The 21,270-nt window shown below is 60.3% G+C and carries 20 protein-coding genes; 15 read left to right on the top strand and 5 right to left on the bottom strand.

Features of this window, described 5'->3' with window-relative positions; translation table 11 throughout:
- Nucleotides 1-322: 322 nt before the first annotated feature.
- On the bottom strand, nucleotides 323-2,176 hold the full coding sequence (locus ACILSI_RS20600; protein WP_395723799.1) for a DUF3592 domain-containing protein: 1,854 nt from the start codon (nucleotides 2,174-2,176) through the stop codon (nucleotides 323-325).
- Here ACILSI_RS20600 and ACILSI_RS20595 point away from each other — a divergent pair.
- Complete coding sequence (locus ACILSI_RS20595) at nucleotides 2,175-2,873, top strand: TIGR02206 family membrane protein (RefSeq protein ID WP_395723798.1); 699 nt, start codon at nucleotides 2,175-2,177, stop codon at nucleotides 2,871-2,873. The genes ACILSI_RS20600 and ACILSI_RS20595 overlap by 2 nt on opposite strands.
- A 99-nt stretch (nucleotides 2,874-2,972) precedes the next feature.
- Nucleotides 2,973-4,907: a biosynthetic arginine decarboxylase gene (gene speA / locus ACILSI_RS20590; protein ID WP_395723797.1), complete on the top strand. Its 1,935-nt coding sequence runs from the start codon at nucleotides 2,973-2,975 to the stop codon at nucleotides 4,905-4,907.
- 6 nt (nucleotides 4,908-4,913) lie between these two features.
- Here speA and aat read toward each other — a convergent pair whose 3' ends face one another.
- On the bottom strand, nucleotides 4,914-5,489 hold the full coding sequence (gene aat / locus ACILSI_RS20585; RefSeq protein WP_395723796.1) for a leucyl/phenylalanyl-tRNA--protein transferase: 576 nt from the start codon (nucleotides 5,487-5,489) through the stop codon (nucleotides 4,914-4,916).
- Nucleotides 5,490-5,534: 45 nt separating this feature from the next.
- Here aat and pgsA point away from each other — a divergent pair, with 45 nt between their 5' ends.
- The 11 genes from pgsA (at nucleotide 5,535) to ACILSI_RS20530 (ending at nucleotide 14,732) form a co-directional block, all read left to right on the top strand.
- Entirely contained in the window at nucleotides 5,535-6,137 is a 603-nt protein-coding gene (gene pgsA, locus ACILSI_RS20580) for a CDP-diacylglycerol--glycerol-3-phosphate 3-phosphatidyltransferase (RefSeq protein WP_395723795.1), read from the top strand.
- A 142-nt stretch (nucleotides 6,138-6,279) separates the two neighbouring features.
- Complete coding sequence (gene der / locus ACILSI_RS20575) at nucleotides 6,280-7,665, top strand: ribosome biogenesis GTPase Der (protein ID WP_395723794.1); 1,386 nt, start codon at nucleotides 6,280-6,282, stop codon at nucleotides 7,663-7,665.
- A gap of 115 nt (nucleotides 7,666-7,780) precedes the next feature.
- On the top strand, nucleotides 7,781-8,776 hold the full coding sequence (locus ACILSI_RS20570; RefSeq protein ID WP_395723793.1) for a cobalamin-independent methionine synthase II family protein: 996 nt from the start codon (nucleotides 7,781-7,783) through the stop codon (nucleotides 8,774-8,776).
- 16 nt (nucleotides 8,777-8,792) lie between these two features.
- Complete coding sequence (locus ACILSI_RS20565; protein ID WP_395723792.1) at nucleotides 8,793-9,197, top strand: hypothetical protein; 405 nt, start codon at nucleotides 8,793-8,795, stop codon at nucleotides 9,195-9,197.
- 56 nt (nucleotides 9,198-9,253) lie between these two features.
- Nucleotides 9,254-10,540 (top strand): glutamate-1-semialdehyde 2,1-aminomutase, encoded by a 1,287-nt coding sequence (gene hemL, locus ACILSI_RS20560; protein ID WP_395723791.1) that lies wholly within the window; start codon nucleotides 9,254-9,256, stop codon nucleotides 10,538-10,540.
- A 42-nt stretch (nucleotides 10,541-10,582) separates the two neighbouring features.
- Nucleotides 10,583-10,858 carry a hypothetical protein gene (locus ACILSI_RS20555; protein ID WP_395723790.1) on the top strand — a complete coding sequence of 92 codons (276 nt, stop codon included), beginning with the start codon at nucleotides 10,583-10,585 and terminating at the stop codon, nucleotides 10,856-10,858.
- Complete coding sequence (locus tag ACILSI_RS20550) at nucleotides 10,833-11,186, top strand: type II toxin-antitoxin system RelE/ParE family toxin (protein ID WP_395723789.1); 354 nt, start codon at nucleotides 10,833-10,835, stop codon at nucleotides 11,184-11,186. The genes ACILSI_RS20555 and ACILSI_RS20550 overlap by 26 nt, the downstream gene beginning before the upstream one ends.
- Nucleotides 11,187-11,203: 17 nt before the next feature.
- Nucleotides 11,204-11,551 (top strand): cupin domain-containing protein, encoded by a 348-nt coding sequence (locus ACILSI_RS20545; protein ID WP_395723788.1) that lies wholly within the window; start codon nucleotides 11,204-11,206, stop codon nucleotides 11,549-11,551.
- A gap of 10 nt (nucleotides 11,552-11,561) precedes the next feature.
- Nucleotides 11,562-13,082 carry a hypothetical protein gene (locus ACILSI_RS20540; RefSeq protein ID WP_395723787.1) on the top strand — a complete coding sequence of 507 codons (1,521 nt, stop codon included), beginning with the start codon at nucleotides 11,562-11,564 and terminating at the stop codon, nucleotides 13,080-13,082.
- A gap of 112 nt (nucleotides 13,083-13,194) precedes the next feature.
- Nucleotides 13,195-13,518 carry a DUF2007 domain-containing protein gene (locus tag ACILSI_RS20535; protein ID WP_395723786.1) on the top strand — a complete coding sequence of 108 codons (324 nt, stop codon included), beginning with the start codon at nucleotides 13,195-13,197 and terminating at the stop codon, nucleotides 13,516-13,518.
- Between the two features lie 8 nt (nucleotides 13,519-13,526).
- Entirely contained in the window at nucleotides 13,527-14,732 is a 1,206-nt protein-coding gene (locus ACILSI_RS20530; protein ID WP_395723785.1) for a redoxin domain-containing protein, read from the top strand.
- Here ACILSI_RS20530 and ACILSI_RS20525 read toward each other — a convergent pair whose 3' ends face one another.
- Nucleotides 14,733-15,665 (bottom strand): histone deacetylase, encoded by a 933-nt coding sequence (locus tag ACILSI_RS20525; RefSeq protein ID WP_395723784.1) that lies wholly within the window; start codon nucleotides 15,663-15,665, stop codon nucleotides 14,733-14,735. It abuts the gene before it with no gap.
- Between the two features lie 89 nt (nucleotides 15,666-15,754).
- Nucleotides 15,755-16,540 (bottom strand): ribonuclease PH, encoded by a 786-nt coding sequence (gene rph, locus ACILSI_RS20520; protein WP_395723783.1) that lies wholly within the window; start codon nucleotides 16,538-16,540, stop codon nucleotides 15,755-15,757.
- A gap of 167 nt (nucleotides 16,541-16,707) precedes the next feature.
- On the opposite strand from rph, the gene ACILSI_RS20515 reads away from it, so the two are divergent.
- On the top strand, nucleotides 16,708-17,388 hold the full coding sequence (locus ACILSI_RS20515) for a hypothetical protein (protein WP_395723782.1): 681 nt from the start codon (nucleotides 16,708-16,710) through the stop codon (nucleotides 17,386-17,388).
- 6 nt (nucleotides 17,389-17,394) lie between these two features.
- Here ACILSI_RS20515 and ACILSI_RS20510 read toward each other — a convergent pair whose 3' ends face one another.
- A complete protein-coding gene (locus ACILSI_RS20510; protein WP_395723781.1) occupies nucleotides 17,395-18,288 on the bottom strand; it encodes a potassium channel protein - like protein in 894 nt (297 codons plus the stop codon).
- 69 nt (nucleotides 18,289-18,357) lie between these two features.
- Here ACILSI_RS20510 and ACILSI_RS20505 point away from each other — a divergent pair, with 69 nt between their 5' ends.
- The gene (locus ACILSI_RS20505) at nucleotides 18,358-21,249 is read left to right on the top strand and encodes a valine--tRNA ligase (RefSeq protein WP_395723780.1); all 2,892 of its coding nucleotides are present in this window, start codon (nucleotides 18,358-18,360) and stop codon (nucleotides 21,247-21,249) included.
- Nucleotides 21,250-21,270: the final 21 nt, after the last annotated feature.

The following is a 21,270-nucleotide window of genomic DNA, read 5'->3' as shown; positions in this document are numbered from 1 at the left end:
TGGACACGCTTGAGAGCGCCACAAGGTTCCATCATGCGAATCGGCCACCAACAGCACCCAGGCCGCGAAGAAGACTGGCCCCCAAGTTTTGGCCTTTTTAACCCCTCTTTTTCAACAGGCTGCTAGCTATTGCGACAGCGATAAGCCCCATGATCGTAGCAACAAAGGGGACTGCCGAGATACTGCTGTAACCGGACGCTCTGATACAAGCCACTGCCACATCAATGAATGTCGAGATGGTCCAGTAGAATACAGCCACGGCAAGAACCGCTCCTAGAATTATCGAAAGCATGGTCATCGTTGATCTTGATTGTCGCGTTACTTATCCACGCTTGCGCCAGTCATCCAACCTCTTCGCCAGCGTCTCCGCCGTAACAGATTCGGTGATGCCGTCGATGAGGGTTTTCTTTTTGCCGAAGGTCGCTTCGGCGAGGACGCGGTAGTAGAACTGGTTGCCGGACTGCATGTTGGAGTCGTGAGAGAAGCCGACGAAGTGGCGCGGGGCGAAGCTTTCCTGCCACGAGTAAAACGGCCCGAGGTGGTTGACGATGCGCAGCTCGTCGGCCGTGATCTCGACGCGACGGTGGTGCAGCAGCGTCCACAGGCCGATGCCGAGGATCAGCGGCGAGGTGATGCCCCAGATGATGCGGAACAGCCATGGCGCGCCCTGGGACATCATCACAAAGAAAACGATGAACCAGATGGAGCCGAAGATGAGGAGGAAGAGGCTCAGGAAACGAAACCGGCCCGGCGGGCAGACGAACAGCGTGGGAAGACCGTCCGCATCGAACTCCACCTGCACGCCACCACGTTTCAGCCGCTCGACCAACTGTTCCGTGCTCGGCGCGATGGCCTCGACCTCGTAGCTCGTGTCAGATTCGGCGAGTTTCGCCTGCTCGCCGGTGACAAACACCGGCAGCGGCAGCACGGCGGCCTTGCCACCGTTGGCGGGACTGACTTCCAGGCACCACTCATGCTGCTCGTTGCTCCCGGTGAAGAACGCGGCGTCCTCCACCAAGGCGCATGGCAGCCCCGGTGGAATCTCAACACGCAGCGGCAGCGCCACGCCGGTCATCTCACGCCGCGCCTCGCTGGCGGAAAGCGTCTGCGTGTGCTCCCAGATGTTTTCCGTCGTGGTGGAGGTGCTTTTGCCGCTGCGCTTCGTGATCTTGCGCTGGCAGACCAGCCGCGCCTGGATGACCTCGCGTGGCGAAAGCACGCGATCAAAGCGCAGCTCGCCCTCCAGCGCGCCACCAGGCCGGAGCGGTGTTTGTTTGAGCCAAAGCGACGGACGGCCGAGCGCCGAGCGCGTTTTGAAGCGCTGCCAGGCAAAGAACAGCGGAATCAAGGCCAGCAGCGAAGGCAGCAGACCCAGCGCGGCCACGAATGAATGCGACAGCTCACCACTGACGATGATCGCCAGCGCCAGCGGCCCCTGAATTAGCAAAATCCAGCCTGCGACGGCGAGGATAGAGGCGAGTCCGTTTTTTGAAGCCTGGATCGTCTCTCCCGCCCATTCCGCCCGCCAGCGCCACGGTTCACCGGGATGCTGAACCTCGAGCCTCCTTCCCTGGGCGGCCTGTCGCGCCGTGAAGATACCGCCGACCGAAACCAGACAGCCTACCAACGGAAAGATCATCGGGAAGATGGACATCAGCAGCATCAATCCCCAGCGCAGTTCGCGAAACAGCACAGCCTGCTCGGGCTTCGCGGGGTTCACATAGCAGCGAAACGGTCGCTCAGTTCCTTCAAATGCGCGGATTTGCGCATGCGCCTTCTGCTGGAAGTCACCGATGTTGTCTGAGCCACCGGTGAGACTGACCTCCTCACTGTGAAAGGTGCGCCCGCGATAATGGTAGCGATAGTGCGCCTCCACCTTGTGCGTGCTGCCACCTTTGCTCCCGCGTGAGGTTTTCATCTCCGCGTTTTCAATCAAACACGGCACCTCTTCCCAGCCGCGTGCCGACCACCAGGTGCTGACCCCTGGAAAATACAGGAACCAGCCGACTGCCAGGCCGGCGACGATGAAGGGCAGGCCAAACAGGGCCGCGCAGCCACCACCGAGCTGTTTGACGGGACGCACAGCGCTCGAGGGGAATCGGGTCGGCTTCAGCATGTGCGCAGCATTGCACAAACCGGCTGACTTCTGCAACTGGCGCGTATGATGCGCGGCCATGTCCCCCGCCTTTCATCCCTACGGTCCCTCACACAAGGCGGCGCTGTTTGCCACGCTGGTACTTTTCATCGTAATGCTCGTGCTGGCGCGCACGCGCTACGGAGTGATCGCACAGCGGGTGCTCGGCAGCATGCTGCTGGCTTTGTATCCGGTCGGGCTGGTGGTGCATGCGTATTACGGATCGCTCACGGCCCAGACGGCCCTGCCGCTGCAATTCTGCGACATCGCCGCCATCGCGGGCGGCATAGCGCTGTGGACGCGGCGGCAGTTCTGGTGCGAGGTGGTGTACTTTTTCGGCCTCGCCGGCACCTTGCAGGGTTTGCTGACACCGGCGCTGATTTATGAGTGCCCGGACCTGCGCTACTTCATGTTTTTCCTCATGCACGGCGGCGTGCCGGTCACGTCGATCTACGTCGTCACCGCCATGCGTCACCGCCCGCAGCCCGGCGCGGTGATGCGCGTGATGGGCTTTTCCCTGGCGTGGTATGCCGTCATCGCGGTGATCAATTTCACCTTCGGTGCGAACTACGCCTTCCAATGCGCCAAGCCGCCGCAGGCCAGCCTGTTTGACCAGCTTGGCCCCTGGCCGTGGTACAACTTCAGCGCCATCGGCCTCGGCCTCGTGTTTTACTCCGTCCTCTACCTGCCCTTTGCCTTCCGCAAAACCCGCGCCTTGACCCACTTGACCACTGCCTGACTTCCTGGCCGCGCCCGCGCCCCCAGATGTCACTTTGCATTTCCCGAATTGCCCCCATAATCGCGGCCCTTGAAAGCGCCCCTCACTCCGCCCACGAAAATGAAAACACCCCCATGGTCCACCGACGCCAGCGCCGAGCTATACGGCATCCGCGAATGGGGGCATGACTACTTTGACATCTCGAGGCAGGGCGAAGTCGTGGTCAACTTGAAGGACGGCACCAAAACCAAGCCAGTCTCGCTCGCCTCTATCGTCAAAGGTTTGCGTGAACGTGGCACCCAGCTTCCGGTGCTCATGCGCTTCGGTGATCTGCTGCGCGGTCGCATCGACGAGCTGAACGAGGGCTTCGCCTCTGCGATCAAGGAAGGCAAATATCAGGGCGTCTATCGCGGCGTGTATCCCATCAAGGTCAATCAGCAGCAGGAAGTCATCGAGGAGATCACGCGCTATGGCCGCAAGTATCACTACGGCCTCGAAGCAGGCAGCAAGCCGGAACTGATCGCCGCGCTGGCCTACATGCACGACCCGCAGGCCTACATCGTGTGCAATGGCTACAAGGACGAGGAGTTCATCGACCTCGCGCTCAACGCGCAGAAGATGGGCCTGCAGGTCATCCTGGTGCTCGAAATGCCGACGGAGCTCGATCTCATCCTGCAGCGCTGCAAAAAAATGGGGCTGCGGCCCACGCTCGGTGTGCGCTTCCGTCTCGGCACCGAAAGCGCCGGGCATTGGAGCGGCAGCGGCGGTGATGCGAGCGTCTTTGGCCTCAATATTTCCCAGCTCATGCGCGTCGTGGATCACCTGCGTGAGGAGGGCATGCTCGACTGTCTGCGCATGCTGCATTACCACCAGGGCTCGCAGATCCCGAACATCCGCGCCATCCGCCAGGCGGTGAATGAAGCATCGCGCGTGTATGTCGGCCTCGTCCAAGAAGGCGCGCGCATGGGCATTCTCGACCTCGGTGGTGGTCTCGCCATCAGTTACGACGGTCAAAAAGGCGCCTCCGCCGCCAGCAGCAACTACGGCACCAAGGAATACTGCGCCGACATCATCGAGGCGATCACGGAAGTCACCGCCGAGGCAGGCGTGCCGCACCCGGACATCATCACCGAGTCCGGCCGTGCCATCGTGGCCTACTACAGCGTGCTGGTCATCAACATCCTCGACATCAACCGTTTTGAGCCGCGCAAAACCATCAGTGACATCGAGATCGGCAAGGAATCTCCCGCGCTTCTGCGCAATCTGCATGAGCTGCGGGTCGAATCCACGCGCAACGCCGCCAAGACCAGCCGTGACCGCCTCCAGGAAATCTACAACGACGCGGTCTATTACCGCGACAAGCTGCGCACCGAGTTCAACTACGGCAAAGTGAACCTGCGCGAACGCGCCCACGGCGAGGAACTCTACTGGGACATCCTCACCTGGATCGCCAGCATGCGTGAAAAATGTGACCATGACGGCTCTCAAATGGAGCGCCTTGATGCCATTCTCACCGACTACTACTACGGCAACTTCAGCGTCTTCCAGAGTCTGCCGGATCTTTGGGCCATCGATCAAATCTTCCCCGTGATGCCGATTCATCGCCTCAAGGAGAAACCCACGCGCAACGCCGTGCTCTCCGACATCACCTGCGACAGCGACGGCAAGATCGACAAATTCGCGCTCTCCGACGGCATCCGCAACAGCCTGCCGCTGCACGACCCCGAGATCGAAAAAGGCGAGGAATACATGCTCGGCATCTTCCTCGTCGGCGCTTATCAGGAAACCCTGGGCGACCTGCACAACCTCCTCGGCGACACCAACGTCATCTCCGTTCATGTGGAGAACGGCAAGATCAAATACAGCGAACTGGAGGGCGACAGCGTCTCCGAAGTGCTCACCTACGTCGAATACGAGCCCAAAGACATGGTGACGCGTTTCCGCAACCTCGCCGAAAGCGCTGTTGCTTCCAAGCGCATCACCGCCACCGAGCGCCGCGAGATCATGGAGAGCTTCGAGGCCGGTCTGCGCGGATACACGTATTTTGAGAGCTGATTCAGCTCAAATAAACGTCGCCTTCCGCAGAATCGCACGCTGGAGCAGCTCCAAATACTGCGCGCAGGGAATTTCATGACCGCCAAACATCGCGAGATGCGGCGTGGTCCATTGAGTGTCGTGCAGCAGGTAGCCGCGCTGGTGCAGACGCCATTGCAGATGTGTCAGCGCCACCTTCGAGGCCTGCGGTTCGCGGCTGAACATCGACTCGCCAAAAAACGCCCCGCCGATGCTCACACCATACACGCCGCCGCGCAGCTTGCCATCCCGCCACACCTCCACGCAGTGCGCGAAGCCCAGGCGGTGCAGTTCCTCATAGGTGTCCATGATCGCATCCGTGATCCAGGTCTCCGCACGATCGGCGCAGCCGCGGATCACATCGCCAAACGACGTGTTCCAGCGCAACTCAAACGGATGCTGCTTCAAATACCGCTCAAACCGCCTCGGCACATGAAACTCCGCCACCGGCAGGATGCCGCGCATCTTCGGCCGGTACCACGAGATGGAGCCGTCGTCCTCCCCCATCGGGAAGGCTCCCTCGCAGTAGGCGTTCAGCAGGTCCACAGGCTCGATTCGCGGCATGCCTCACCTTAAAGCGCTCAAAGTTCATGATTCAACTCTTGAACCATGAACTGCGAGCGCGAACATGGCAGTGTTGTGAACCTCGCCACCCAGATCACCATCGTCCGCATCCTGCTCATCCCGGTCTTCATCGGGCTGGTGATCTACTATGGCGACAGCGTGCGTGAAGGGGCGGCCAATGAGAGCCTGCGCCTGTGGTCGGCGGCGGTGTTCGGCATCGCCTCGCTCAGTGACGCGCTGGACGGCTGGATCGCCCGCCGGTTCAACCAGCACACACGGCTCGGGGCCATCCTCGACCCGCTGGCGGACAAGCTGCTCATGCTCTCCGCCATCATCCTGCTGAGCTTCACCGCCTGGAGGCAGCATTTTCCGCTGTGGTTTCCAGTGCTGGTCATCGGCCGCGACCTGATTTCCATCGGCGGCGCTTTCTTCATCGACCACTTTGCGGGCAAATTCACCATCCACACCCACTGGACCGGCAAGGTGGCCACTTTTGCCCAGATGGCGGCCATTCTGTGGATTTTGCTCGATCTCACGCCCTCATGGCTCATCTGGCCCACCATCGTCGCCGGGTTCTTCACGGCCTTGTCCGGCTTCATCAATCTGGCAGACGGCGTCCGGCAGTTGAAGGCCGCCGGGGCGGATTGAGCCTGGTTTTGACAGGATTAACCGGATTGGGGACTGGATTAACGGGATTCTCTGTGAGATGGCATGGTATAACCATCCCCGGCCCGGCTTGTTCCTGTTCATTCTGCGAGCATCCGGTCCGTTCTGTCAAAAGTAGCCTCGCATGCCCTCCCCTCTCAAAACTGTCGCCATCGTCGGACGCCCGAACGTGGGCAAGTCCGCGCTCTTCAACCGCCTTGCCGGCAAAACCATCTCGATCGTCCACGATCAGGCCGGGGTGACGCGGGACCGCATCACTGCGCAATGCCGCCGCGGCCCGGCGTGGTTTGAGATCATGGACACCGGCGGCATCGGGGCCAGCACGGACGACGTTTTGACTGACCAGGTGCAGATTGAGGCCTCCATCGCCCTTGATGTCGCCGATCTGCTCATGTTTGTCGTCGATGTCGTCGATGGCATCACCACCATCGACCAAAGCCTCGCCCGCGAGCTGCGCCGCACCAGCAAGCCGGTCATTCTCGTCTGCAACAAGGCCGATTCGCCCAAGCGCAAGCTCAATGCCGGCGAGTTTAGCAAGTTTGGCTTCAAGGACACGGTCGAAGTCAGCGCCGCGCATGGTCTTGGCATTGATGATCTCGTGGCCCTCGTCGCCGAGCGCCTTGATTTGCAGGAATCGACCGAAACGGAGGACGCCAAGACCGGCCAAAACGTCCGCCCCTTGAAACTCGCTATCGTCGGCCGTCCGAACGCCGGCAAGTCCTCGCTCGTTAACGCCATCCTCGGCCAGGAGCGTGCCATCGTCAGCGATGTGCCCGGCACCACGCGCGACGCGCTCGACATCCAGGCCACCTGGAACGGCAAAAAATACCAACTCATCGACACCGCCGGCATCCGTCGTCGCGCTCACCTCGACACCGTGGTCGAAATCTCCAGCGTCGAACGTAGCGTGCAGAGCATCAAGCGCGCGGACCTTTGCCTGCTGGTCATCGACTGCGCAGCCGGAGCGAAGATGCAGGACCGCAAGATCGCGCAGATCATTTTGGAAGAGCGCAAGCCCTGCATCCTCGTCATGAACAAGTGGGATCTCTTCCACCCCGACGCCCCGCAGAAGGACCGCATCGAGTTTCTGGATGAGCTGATGCGCCGCGAGTTTTTCTTCCTCAATTACGCCCCGCTCGTCGCCATCTCGGCCAAGAACAAGGACCACATCGGCAAACTCTTCGTGCAGATCGAAAAAGTACGCAACGGAGCGCAGAACCGCATCGGCACCGGCGCCCTGAACCGCCTGCTGGCCAACGCCATTGAAAACACGCCTGGTGCCTTGGGACGCAGCACGCACAGCTTCAAACTGCTCTACGCCACGCAGGTCAATGAGGCCGAGGGCTTCGCCATCCCCGTGCCGCACTTCGTCCTCTTCGCCAATCGCGCCGCCAAGCTCACCGACAGTTACCTGCGCTACCTCGAAAAAGTCATCCGTGACGAATGGAACGCCCCCGGTGTCCCCTTCCGCATGAGCGTGCGCGGCAAGGGGCCGAAGAAGGAACGATAGTCCTCAGTTCCAACAGCGAACTGAGAACTACCCCCATGGCCGAATCCCCCCGCGCCTTTGGACAATCGCACCCGCGCATTCCCATTCCGCGCTCTGCATTCCACAATCAGCGGCCATGAGCATACAAACCACCACCGTCGGTTCCTACCCTGTTCCAGACTGGCTTAGCGCCCTGCCCAGCGAAGCAGCCGTCATCGACGCCACTCGCGTGGTCTTCGACACGCAGCGTCAGGCAGGCATCGACTTGCCGACGGATGGCGAGCTGTATCGCTTCGATGTCAATCATCCCGACACCAACGGCATGATCGAGTACTTCGTCCACAAGCTCGGTGGCATCGACAGTCGCGTGGGGCGTAAGGACACCGCCGCGTTTCGTACCAAGCATGAGATGGCTTTCCGCAGCAAGCCTGCCGCCGTCGTTCGCGGTCCCATCACCGAAGGTGTGCTCAATCTGGCTGAAGACTGCGCCCGAGCGGGCAAAGTGGCCGGTGGGCCGTTCAAGTTCACGCTCACCAGCCCCTACATGCTCGCCCGAACCTTGCTGGACACGCATTACCACGACTTTGCCGCGCTCAACATGGCCATCGCCGACGCGCTTGCCGCGCAGGCCGCTGATTTGCAGTGCGACTGCGTGCAAGTCGATGAAGCCAACATTCCCGGCAATCCTGCCGATGCGCCCATCGCCGCCGCAGGCATCAATCGCGTGCTCGATGCCGTCAAAGGCCGGAAAGCCGTCCATTTCTGCTTTGGCAACTACGGCGGCCAGACGATTCAAAAAGGCGAGTGGTCCGCGCTCATCACGTTTTTGAATTCCTTGCGCGCCGATCACCTCGTGCTCGAACTGGCGCATCGTCCCGCTGCTGATCTCGACGCGCTGAAGGAACTCGATCCCAAAATCGGCGTCGGCCTCGGCGTGGTGGACATCAAGGTCAACCACATCGAGTCCGCTGATGAAATCGCCCGCCGCATCGAAGCCGCCGAGAACAAGCTCGGCGCAGGCCGCGTGAAGTTCATCCACCCCGACTGCGGCTTCTGGATGCTCAAACGCAGCATCGCCGACCGCAAGATCGAGGCGCTGGCGAAAGGCCGTGACAGGTTCGAGGGACGGTGATTCACTCGCCGCACCCATGAAACGTCTCCTTGCCCTCTCCTTGATGATCGCCCTGGCCTCCTGCGCCAGCACCCTGAACAGCCACCGCATGAAGGCCGCGCAGCGCAAGATGCTCGACACGCGCACGCTCCAGCAGGCCGGTCAATGGGATGAGGCGCTCGCCATGGCGGAACGCATGCACTCCAGCGTCTCCAAATCGATCACCAGCGCTCCGATGCAGAAGGCCGTGGGTGGTTCCGAGATCGATCTGCGTCCGCTGCTCACCGCCTGGGAACTTGGACCGCTGGCCGAACTGAAGACCGCGCTTCAAAAGCAAGACGCGAAGCGCTCGACAGCCGCCTTCGCCTCGGTGCGTCAGCAGTGTGTGAACTGCCACACTGTGCTCGGCAAGACGCAAGTGCAGGTCAGCGCGATTCCGTGAAAGGCATCACGCGCTTGCGCAGCACGGCATCGTGAGGCATCACGGTGCCACCAGCCATGCCCAACGGACCCCTTTCCACCAAGCTCTTCGATCTCGCCAAGCAATACATCCCCGGCGGCGTGAACTCGCCCGTGCGCGCGTTTCGCAACGTCGGCGGCGATCCCTTCTTCGTGAAGCGCGCCAAAGGCTGCCGCATCTACGACGTGGATGATCGCTGCATGATCGACTACGTCGGCACCTGGGGTCCGGCCATTCTCGGCCATGCGCCGATTCCAGTGATCGAGGCCATCCACAACACCGCCAAAGACGGCGTCAGCTTCGGCATCCCGAACCTCTACGAGGTCGAAATGGCTCGCACAATCTGCCAGTGGGTGCCCAGCATTCAAAAGGTGCGCATGGTCAGCAGCGGCACCGAGGCCACGATGTCCGCCATCCGTCTCGCGCGTGGATTCACCGGCCGTGACCGCCTCGTGAAGTTCGATGGCTGCTACCACGGCCATTCCGACAGCCTGCTCGTCGCCGCCGGCAGCGGAGCGCTCACGCACGGCAATCCCGACAGCGCTGGCGTGCCGAAAGCCTTCGCCGAATTGACGAGCGTGCTGCCCTTCAACGACGAAGCGGCTTTGGAAGAGCTTTTTGAGAAACAAGGCCATGAAATCGCCTGCGTCATCGTCGAGCCCTATCCCGCCAACGCGGGCCTCATTCTCCCAAAGCCCGGCTTCCTGCAAAAACTCCGCGATATCACCACCAAGCACGGTGCCCTGCTCATTTTCGACGAGGTGATGACCGGTTTCCGACTCGCCAAAGGCGGCGTGCAGGAACTGGAAAAGATCACGCCGGATCTGACCTGCCTTGGAAAGGTCATCGGCGGCGGATTGCCCGTCGGAGCCTTCGGCGGGCGTGCCGACATCATGGATCACCTCGCGCCACTCGGCCCGGTGTATCAAGCCGGCACGCTCAGCGGCAATCCTGTCGCCCTCGCCGCCGGTTTGGCCCAGCTCCGCGAACTGGAGAAGAATAACGGCTACGCCCTGCTCGAAAACCTCGGTCAGATCATGGAAACCGCCGTGCTCGACGTGCTCAAGAAGAAGGGCCTCAACTACCGCTGGTATCGCAAAGGCAGCATGTTCTGCCTCTTCTTCACTGAGAAGGAAGTCCACAACCTCCAGGACGCCAAAACCTCCGATCTCGCCGCCTTCCGCAAATTCTTCCACAACTGCCTCGACCACGGCGTGTACTTCGCCCCCAGCCAGTTCGAGACCGGTTTCATCAGCATGGCCCACAGTCGTGATGACCTCGAACAAACCGCTGAAGTGGCGGCAGCAGCACTAGCAGCCTTGTAAAAAAGCCGTGCCGCCATTCCAGCGGCATGTTAATCTAACACCATGCCTGAGTTCACGATCCATCTTCCTGAAACGCTGGTGCCGCTCCTCAACCGCAAGGCCAAGGAAAACAACGAGTCGCCCGAAAGCTACCTCGCTTCCTTTGTTGCCGTGTCTTTGGAAGACGAGCAGGAGGCGGAGCCGGCACGGCAGCAGCTCGAAGACATCTTGGAGGAGCGCGACAAGGGGCCGTTCATCACCATCACGGATATGAATGCCTATCGCGAAGAGATCCGCGCCAAGGTGATGAAACGTGTCCAGCAGCTTCGTCATGCATGAGGCGCAGTTGCAGGTTCATCCAGAGGTCGATAACGATTTGATCGAGTTGTCGGCTTACATCGCCATGGACAATCCAGCGGCAGCCTTGGCGGTGGAGCGTGCCATCACCAGCATGTTCGAGCTTCTCGCCTGCAAGCCCTTAATGGGCACCGAGTATTCTCCGCTTCGTCGCACCCTACGAGGCATTCGCATGTTCGTCGTCACAGAATATCCGAACTACCTCATCTACTACCGACCGCTGCCTCAGAACACGGGCGTTCGCATCCTCTATGTCCTCCACGCCGCCCGGGACGCAGCCACCTTCGCCAAAGAGCACCGCCGCCAGTAACCATTCGTCATTCAACCATGTCCTCCCCCCGCTTCGCCGTCGCCCAGCTTGATGAAATTCCGCCCACGCCTTGTCCTTGTGGTCAGGCGCGGCGTGCCTTCAAGGAAGACTGGAACACCCTCGCCACCGTGCATCTGACGGACATCCACGCGGACTCCAAGGCGCACTACCACCAGAAGATGACGGAGATTTACATCGTCCTCGAAGGCGAGGGCCATCTCGAAGCCGACGGGCAGATCATCCCGCTCAAGCCGATGACCACGGTCATGATTCGTCCCGGCTGCGTGCATCGGGCGGTGGGCAAGCTGAAGATCATCAATGTGCCCATGCCGCCATTTGATCCGGCGGATGAATTTGAGGTTTGACTTTGCCCGCATGAAACGCCTGCTCTCGATTCGCACGTTGATTTGGACGATGGCGGTTTTCACCGTTCTGGTCGTTCTGGCATACTTCATCGAAAACTGGACCGGTGAACGGGCTTTGGCCGACGCAAGGAGCAGGCTTGAGCGTGCGGGCGAAACACTCGATTTTGCCACCTTGATTCCCAAACCCGTCCTGGAGGACGTCAACTTCTGTGCTTTTGGGCCGTTGGCAGATCTCACATTGAAAAATCAAGGCTCTGGCTCCCCCGTACATGAGGATCTTCGAAAGCTGGACTGGTCATCCGCCGAGTTCAACGACAAGCGACCACCGCTCCCAGCCTTGAATGGTGGATGCAGTCTGGCGCAGCCTTTCGACTTCAAAAGTACGACGGAGTATTTGCGAGAATCCAAGTATGTCGAAATTACCGCTGAGGCCGGACCAGCGATGGTTCTCACCGCCATCGACCATCAGCACCCTTTGCCGAAGCAATTGAGCGATGTTGCTCCGGCTAGGACCGAGGCCGTTTTTGTTCCTGCCGTTGGTGCCGGATACGACGGTCCGCCGATGCAAACACCAAGATTACACCTGAGTTCCATCATTGCGACTGTGAGGGCTCTCGCGTTGCGCTCGCAGATCGCCACGGCTGCAGGTGACACTGGCGAGGCGACACACTCCATTCTTGCGTCACTGCGTTTCACCCAGGCGGTGGGACAGAATCCCACGCTCATCGATCTGCTAATCGCCGAGGCCACCTCCATTTACGAATTGAACAGCCTCTGGTCGCTGCTTCAACATCACGAAGCCACCGAGGGGCAACTGGCCGCACTGCAGCAGGGATTGGAACGACAGGACTTCATGCGCTGGGCACTGCAAGCCATGCGAGGGGAGCTGCTGTTTCAAATCGACAACATCGAGTGGCTCAAACGTCGGCCCGGCGAGCGCATCAAGCTCTACGATCTCGCCGTCAAAGCTTTCGACGGGGACGAAATGCCCTGGTGGGGCGACTTGTGCGCACGCAGTATCCCCGACGGCTGGTTCGACCACAATGCAGCCAACATCATCCGGCTTTACTCCGCATGGATGCTAGAGCCTCTTCTGTCGGGAAACGTGGAGAGCATCAACCATGGTATTGATACGCTGGAACGGATTCTGAGCGAGGACAAAGGCATCACCTCTCCCCACCACATGCTGCCTGCGCTCTCCCTCCCGACGAGCTGGACCGTTCTGAGGCCGTCAATCTACAGCGAAGCTGTGCGTCGTCAGGCATGCACAGCCGTCGCCATCGAACGTTACCGTCTTGCTCATGCGAAGCTGCCTGCGACACTCGGTGAACTTGTGCCCGCCTTTCTAGCAATCGTCCCGCTCGATCCCATCGACCGGCAGCCCATGCGTTATCGCATTGAAGGAAGCGCTTTTACTCTCTGGTCCATCGCCATGGATCGGAATGATGACCGTGGGAAGCTCCCAACAGAGAAAAAAGCCCGTCATATCGAATGGCCAAAATACACCGGCGACTGGGTGTGGAAAAACTGAGGCGGAATGGACGGCTGGCATCATCAACGTGCCGATGCCGCCGTTTGATCCGGCGGATGAATTTGAGGTTTGAGGCTGGTCAAAGCTGCGCCGGGATGCTTCAATCGCCGACATGAAACCTGTCTTTGTGGGCACGGACTCGACGCGCGTCGGTTTCGCGAAAAACATCCTCGAATCCGCCGGGATCGCCTGCTTTGTGCAAAATGAGAACACGCGCACGCTGGGCATGAGCGTCCTGGGTTTCTCGCAGACGCCGCTGAACGATCCCGTTTTGTGCGTGGTGGATGAAGAGCGTGCCGAGGAGGCAGGGAACCTGCTGCGCGAGCATTTCGGCACGGCTGTCGATGCAGGCGAATGGCTCTGCGCCGCGTGCAAAGAATCCAATCCGGCCTCGTTTGACCTGTGCTGGAACTGCCAGGCCGCCAAACCCGAATGATCACGACTATGAACAAGCTCGCTGTTTCCCTGCTGGTGGCCCTGCTTCCGGCCCTCATGAATGCTGAAACGCCGAAGGCGAAGAAGTCGGGCATGCCCGAGGGCTTTCATGAGCTGAAAATCGGCGACGCGGCGCCGGACTTCGATCTCATCGGCATCGACGAGGAGAAACACACGCTCAAGGATTATGAGGACGCTGATCTGTTCATGATCGCCTTCCTCAGCAATCACTGTCCCACCTCGCAGGCAGTTGAAGGACGCATCAAGAAGCTGGTGAAGGAGTTCAAGGGCAAAGGTTTGAGGCTCGTGGCGATCAATCCCAATGATCCTGCAGCGTTGCGACCCGACGAACTCGGCTACTCGAAGTACAGCGACAGCTTCCCCGAGATGAAGCGCCATGCAGAGGAGCAGAAGTTCAACTTTGACTACCTCTATGACGGCGACACGCAGAAGACGGCGCTCGCTTACGGCTGCTTGGCCACACCGCATGTGATGATCTTCGACAAAGAGCGCAAGCTTCGCTACCAAGGCTGGTTGGACGATTCACGCTACGCGGATGAGGCCACGGTGACTTCCCCCGATGCTCGCAACGCCATCGAAGCGCTGCTGGACGGCAAACCGGTGCCTGTTACCGAAACGAAACCCCACGGCTGCTCCACCAAGTGGCTCGGCAAACGAGATCAAGTCGTCACCGACAACGACAAGTGGGAGAAAGGTGAGGTGGAGGTCGAATGGATCGACGCGAAAGGCGTGGCCGCACTGCGGAAGAACGACACGAAAAAAGTCCGCCTCTTCAATGTGTGGGCGACGTGGTGCGGGCCGTGCGTGAAGGAATTCCCCGAACTCGTCGCCACCTCGCGCAAGTTCGGCCTGCGCGACTTTGAGTTCATCAGCATCAGCATGGACGATCCGAAGGAGCTGCCTGCGGTGAAAGCCTTCCTCGAAAAACACAACGCCATCGTGCCGGACAAACTGAAGCCCTCGCTCAAAGCCGAAGGCCGCAAAGGCAACGCCTACCTCTTCAACGAGGCCAGCAGCGAGGCGCTGATTCAGGCGCTCGATCCTGAATGGCCGGGGCCAATCCCGCACACGCTGGTCGTCGCGCCCGGCGGCGAGGTCATCTTCCGCCACAACGGCGAGATCGACGGTGACGAGTTGCGCGCGAAAATCCTGGAGCACATGGGCCGGTTTTATCTGCCGGAGCAGACGCCTTGATCACAGCAGCGCTCCAACGTGGCTGGTGACGGCGCTGGCGAGCCCTTTGAGATTGTAGCCGCCTTCCAGCACAGAGATGAGGCGGTTTTGGCAATGGGCGGCTGCAGATTCGAGCAGGAGCTTGGTCAAAGCGGCGAAATCGTCGTCGGTGAGGCGGAACTGGCCGAGGGGATCGTCGATGCGGGAGTCGAATCCGGCGGAGATGAGGATCAAATCGGGTTTGAACTTGTCGATGGCGGGCAGGAGTCGGTCGGTGAAGGCCGCGCCGATGTCTGACATGCCGGTGCGGGCGGGGAAGGGGAGGTTCAAGGTGCTGCCTTTGCCTTTTCCGCTGCCTGTTTCCTCAGCGTGGCCGGTAAAAGGGTATAGCGGGCTTTGGTGCGTGCTGGCGAAGAACACGCTGCCGTCCTCATAGAAAATGTCCTGCGTGCCGTTGCCGTGATGCACGTCCCAATCGACGATGACGATCTTCTGCGCTGCGTGCTGCTTCTGCGCATGACGCGCGGCGATGGCGATGTTGTTGAACAGGCAGAAGCCCATGCCTTGCGCAGGTCGTGCGTGATGACCGGGCGGCCGCACGGCGCAGAAGGCGTTCCTGGCCTTGCCAGCGAACACTGCATCAACCGCGTTCAAGACTCCGCCGACGGCCTGATTCGCCACGTCGTAGGATCGCGGACAAATCGACGTGTCCCCGGTGCTGAGGTCTTCCAAGCCCGATTCGACATCTGCCTTGGCCGTGGCGATGTAACCGCGATCATGGCAGAGCGCGATTTCATCCAGCGTGGCGACCCGAGGCGCGATGGATTGCGTTTTGGCGACGATTCCAGCCTCAGTAAGCGCTTTCGTGATCGCAACATGACGCTGAACACTCTCAGGATGCCCCGGACCGGGATCATGCTGCTGGTAGATGGGATCGAGAAGCAGGGCCGTCATAGGTTTGCGGTGGTTGGCCGTTGTTTACGATTGTTTGTCAAACCATTGCAAACTACGGCCAACAACTGCAAACCATCGCAAACTATTCCTCAGCGTTTGCCGAAAAACTCCGCCAGCTTTTGCAGATCCTTGCCTTCGGCAGGCTTCATGGCGCTGTTGATGGCCTCGTCCTGGATGGCTGCGAGTTCCTTGATGCCTTTGCGGCCGTATTCGAGCATGGAGTGGAGCTGGGCCTCGGTGAAGGTGGACTCCTCGCCACTGCCCTGGATTTCGACGAACTCGCCGTCTTCGGTGAGGACGATGTTGCTATCGACATCGGCGGCGGCGTCTTCGGTGTAGCAGAGATCGAGGAGCGTTTCGCCTTTCACGATGCCAACGCTGACAGCAGCGAGCTTTTTCTTGAGCGGTTGGCGGGTGATCTTGCCTTTTTCGAGCAGACGGTTGAAGGCGATGGAGACGGCGATGCAGGCACCGGTGATGGCGGCGGTGCGGGTGCCGCCATCGGCCTGAAGCACGTCGCAATCGACATAAAGAGTGCGGGCGCCGAGTTTTTCGAGATCAACGACAGCACGGAGGCTGCGGCCGATGAGACGTTGGATTTCGGTGCTGCGGCCATCGGGCTTGCCACGGGAGCTTTCGCGATCTTTGCGCTCAAGCGTGGAATACGGCAGCATCGAGTACTCGGCAGTGAGCCAGCCGCCTTTGACGTTCTGCACCTTCATCCAGCGCGGCACTTCCTCGTTGATGCAGGCGGTGCAGATGACGCGGGTGTTGCCAAAGGCGATGAGCACGGAGCCCCCGGCGTGCGGAGCGACGTCGAGGACGTATTCAATTTTGCGAAGCTGGTCTGGGGCGCGTCCGTCGGTTCTGGGCATGGGGGTGCTTAGCACGGAGCGCGGGGGGGCCAAGAGATTTCGTGAAGAGATGCTTACAAAGGTGCGTCGAAGGTGATTGAACACCTGAGGCCACGGCCTTTTCCAAATGACAAAACAAACTGGCATCTGATATGCTTGTAACTGACGACAGCACAAATCTGATCTCCATGACGCGCTTCCCTCGCCCTGGCTGCTGGTTCCGTTTTACCCCGACGGACTGGACCTTCATTCGTGACACTCTCGCGCTGACTGAGCGAGGGAAAGAGGGGTTTAAGGCGATGATGGATGACCCGGAGGCGGTGCCGATCATTCTGGACAACGACAAGCTGTTCGACGCCGTCGTTGTCTCACGCAAAGCGACGTTGCTCTCGCCCGAGCTGTTCTTCTTCATCGTGGTGCGTCATTCGCTGAAGGAATTCGGCATCAAGGAACTGGCAGTAGCGGATTATATGGCGGTGGTGTGCGCGGACTTTGGCTGCACGCCGACGAAGGGGCCGGAGGACATCAACCACAGCGTGGACAGCATGTACAGCGTCGATTATCTGGAGGCGATTGAGAGCGCCAGCAGGCATCACAAGTTCTTCCTGCATGTGCAGTGCGCGAACCAGTTCCTGGTACTGACCTGCCTGTATCCCGATTTCTTGCACCGCCGTGCGGAGCGGCGTGGAGCGCCGGATGTGGACTACTACGAGCAGGTGGTCGTCAGCCATCTCGACTCCGCACGCAAACATGTGCTGGCAGAGGAGTTCGCGCTGCAGGAGACCTTTGAGAAAGTGGCGGAGTGCTTCCCACCTGCGCGACGTGCGATGAACCACACGGTGAGGGAATATTTGAGCCTGGGGCAGTGAGTTGTTTCACTCAGCCACTGTCTTGCTGCGCTGCTCCGCAAGCTTGGTGCGCAAGTCGGCCAGTTGTTCTTCGAGATCGGTGATCTTCTTTTCCAAAACAGCGCAGTACTTCGCGGGATCGCGTTTCTGGAGGCGTTCGAGGAGATTAAAGAGCAACGCCAGCCTCCAAAGCCGCGTCCATAGGCCGCGGAGGCGGTAGGCGCGCAGGAGTTTTCCTGCGCGCAGCATGCGGGTGAAGCGGAACGCATTCAGCACGCGCAGGAAGGCGGCGAGCGGGAGCAGGATGATGACGAGATTGATCCAGTTCTTGAGGCAGTAGGCCAGTTTGTCGGGCGCAGCGGCCACCATCCAAAGGAACTCGGCGGTGAAGCCGATCCAGATGACGCAGGTGGTCAGATGCGTTGCCAAAGCGAGACGCGGATGATTTTCCAAGGTCTCGCCGCCGGTGAGTTCGGCTCCCAGCACGGGGAGCACGAGCAGCGTTAGCACGACCATCGGCAGGGCCAGCTTTTGCTCGAGTTTGTCGGACGTTTCCTCGCCTGCGGGCCTCCAACCAATGCCGGGCAGCCAGAGCCAGCCGCGTGGCTTGCTGCTGGCGGTGATCATGCGCAGCGGCGGCAGCAAGGACGTGAGAAGCAGGCGTTTGAGGCGGGCGGACCACGCATCGCTGGAGAAAAACAGCCCGAGCAGGCCTTCGACGATCACGACGATCCACAGAGCGATGATCACCACGCAAAACAGCATCTGCGTCAGCAACCAGTCGCGAAACGCCTCGCCGCTGTCGCCGTGCGGCAGCACGAGGCCGATGGCGGTGAGAAAGGCGAGGGCGACGACGAACATCATGCCCTGGCGAAAGGTGTCGCCGTGGGGGGCTGTGCGGGGAGAGGTCGCTGCACTCATGGGGCGGCATGCTTACATGCGCCTCGGCATTTGCAAAGCGGCGGCTTTCCCCCATCTTGGCCGCCCTTTATGCCCGAACTCGAAAAGACCTACACGCCAGCCGACGTCGAAGCCCGCTGGTATCAGCGCTGGCTGGATGACAAATGCTTTGAAGCCGATCCCGCCCGCGTCAGCGAGAAGCGCCCGGCTTATTCCATCGTCATCCCGCCGCCGAACGTCACGGGCATCCTCACGCTCGGCCATGTGCTGAACAACACCATCCAGGACATCCTCGCCCGCCGCGCCCGCATGCTGGGGAAGGAAGTGCTCTGGCTGCCCGGCACCGACCACGCCGGCATCGCCACGCAAAACGTCGTCGAGAAGACGCTGAAAAAGCAGGGCGTCATCAAGCACCGCGACGATCTGGGCCGAGAGGGCCTCGTGGCGAAGATCTGGGAGTGGAAGGAAAAGCACGGCGGCATCATCATCGAGCAGCTCAAGAAACTCGGCGCCTCCTGCGACTGGAGCCGCGAGCGCTTCACCTTTGACGACGACTACAACGCCTGCGTCATGCGCGTGTTCGTCGATCTCTACAAAAAGGGCCTCATCTACCGTGGCAAGCGCATGGTGAACTGGTGCCCGTCCTCCCTCACCGCGCTCAGCGATGAGGAGGTCGTCATGAAGGCGCAAAACGCCATCATGTATCACTTCAAAGTCGAAGTCGTCGAGGAACCCGGCACCTGGCTCACCATCGCCACCACGCGTCCCGAGGTCATCCCGGGTGACACAGCGATTGCTGTGAATCCAAACGATGACCGGTATAAGCACCTGATTGGAAAGCATGTTCGTCGTCCGCTGCCGATCGAGAACCAAGCGTTGCTGCCGATCATCGCCGACGAGCATGTCGATTTCACCTTCGGCACCGGTGTGCTGAAAGTCACGCCCGCGCATGATAAAGCCGACTTTGAGATTCTGACCAGACTGCATAAGTCAGTCGAGACCGTTCATCCTGAGTCGGCATTGCATCGTGAACTGGTATCGATGATGCCAATCGATGTCATGCATCCGAACGGCACGCTCAACGAGCTCGCCGGCAAAGACCTCGCCGGCATGGAGCGCTTCGCCGGCCGCAAACGCGCCGCCGAGCTGCTCGCGGAAATCGGCAGCCTCGTCAAAGAGGAGCCTTATCAGAACAACCTTGGCTACTCCGAGCGCGCCGACGTGCCCATCGAGAGCCGCTTGAGCGAGCAGTGGTTCCTGAAATATCCGAGCGTGAAGGAAAGCCAGTCCGTCGTAGCCAACGGCGAAATGAAATTCCACCCCGACCGCTGGGCGAAGGTCTATGACCACTGGATGACTGGCCTGCAAGACTGGTGCATCAGCCGCCAAGTCTGGTGGGGGCATCGTGTGCCGGTTTGGACGTTGGACATACCGTTGGATGTTAATTCTCACGACAACTTGCCGACGACGATCAAGTCGATCCTCGACAATGAGGTTTATGATCGTGCTGATCTTCCCACATCCGCCTTCTCAATTTCAGCCGAAGGAGAGAAACTATCACACGCCCGCAGATTCCGAATCGACAGCGGATTCCGAATCTTCGTCGCAACGACCTCTGACGATGACGCCCGCCTTCTTGAAGCCGAAGGCTTCACCCAAGACCCCGACGTTCTCGACACCTGGTTCAGCTCCTGGCTGTGGCCTTTCGCTACGATGGGATGGCCGGAGAAGACCTCCACGCTGAAGGCCTTCTACCCCACGACCGATCTCGTCACGGGACCAGACATCATCTTCTTCTGGGTCGCCCGCATGATCATGGCGGGCTTCGAGTGGATGGGCGAGCTGCCGTTCAAGAACGTCTATTTCACCGGCATCATCCGCGACAAGCAGGGCCGCAAAATGTCCAAGTCGCTCGGCAATTCGCCCGATCCGCTGGAGCTCATCGCGAGCTACAGCGCGGATGCGTTGCGCTTTGGCATCATGCGCAGTGCGCCGCTCGGTCAGGACATCTGCTTCGACGAAAAGAACGTCGAGCTCGGCCGCAACTTCTGCACCAAGCTCTGGAACGCCGCCCGCTTCCGCCAGATGCAAGGCGGCGCCACCGAGACGGAGATCAGCGCCGCGCTGCTCAGCAGCGACGACAAATGGATCCTCCTGCGCCTCAACACCGCCATCGCCGAGGTCAGCACCGCGCTCGAAGAATACCGCTTCAGCGACGCCACCGCCACGCTCTACCGCTTCTTCTGGAGCGAGTATTGCGACTGGTATGTCGAAGCCTCCAAAGCCGTGCTCCAAGGCAGCGATGAGAAGCGCAAAGCGAACACCCTCGCCGTCATCGACTTCGTGCTCGGGCACACGCTGCGTCTCTTCCATCCCTTCATGCCCTTCATCACCGAGGAGCTGTGGCACGGCATGGGCTTCAACGCCGACCTTCCCGAAAACCAAGGCGGCAAGAGCATCATGTTCGCCATTTGGCCGAAACCGCTCGATGCGGATGAACTCGCCCACTTCGGCATTCTTCCCGAGGACGAACAGGCCGCGAACGACAAATACAAGGCCGTGGAGCTTGGCCGTGGCCTCAAGAGCACCTTCAACATCAACAAGAAAGTGCGTTTCGTGCTCAAACCGGCCTCCGAGCTGCCTGCGCATGAAATCGAGGTCCTGCGCATCCTTCTCAATGCGGAGCCCTTGGAGGTCGATGCGGCCTTCCAGCCGAAAAAAGGCACTCCGGCGGCTTTGACGCCCCTCGGCGAGCTTTTCCTGCCTCTCGACGGTTTGATCGATGTGGAGGCCGAAAAGGCCCGCGTCGGCAAAGAGGTCGCCAAAGTCGAATCCGAGCTCGAAAAGGTCACCGCGAAACTCGCCGACACGAACTTCACCTCCAAAGTCCCGCAAAAGGTGCTCGACGAGCATCAGCAGCGGAAAACCGACTGGGAGGAGAAGCTCGCGAAGCTGAAGACGATGCTAGAGGCGCTGGGATGAGGAATGGGGCCATCCTAGCCC

Origin of the sequence: Prosthecobacter sp. (genome assembly GCF_044232965.1) — a bacterium.
Lineage (GTDB): Bacteria > Verrucomicrobiota > Verrucomicrobiia > Verrucomicrobiales > Verrucomicrobiaceae > Prosthecobacter.
Note: the sequence above shows the minus strand (reverse complement) of the source record. Positions and strands in the feature narration are given on the sequence as shown.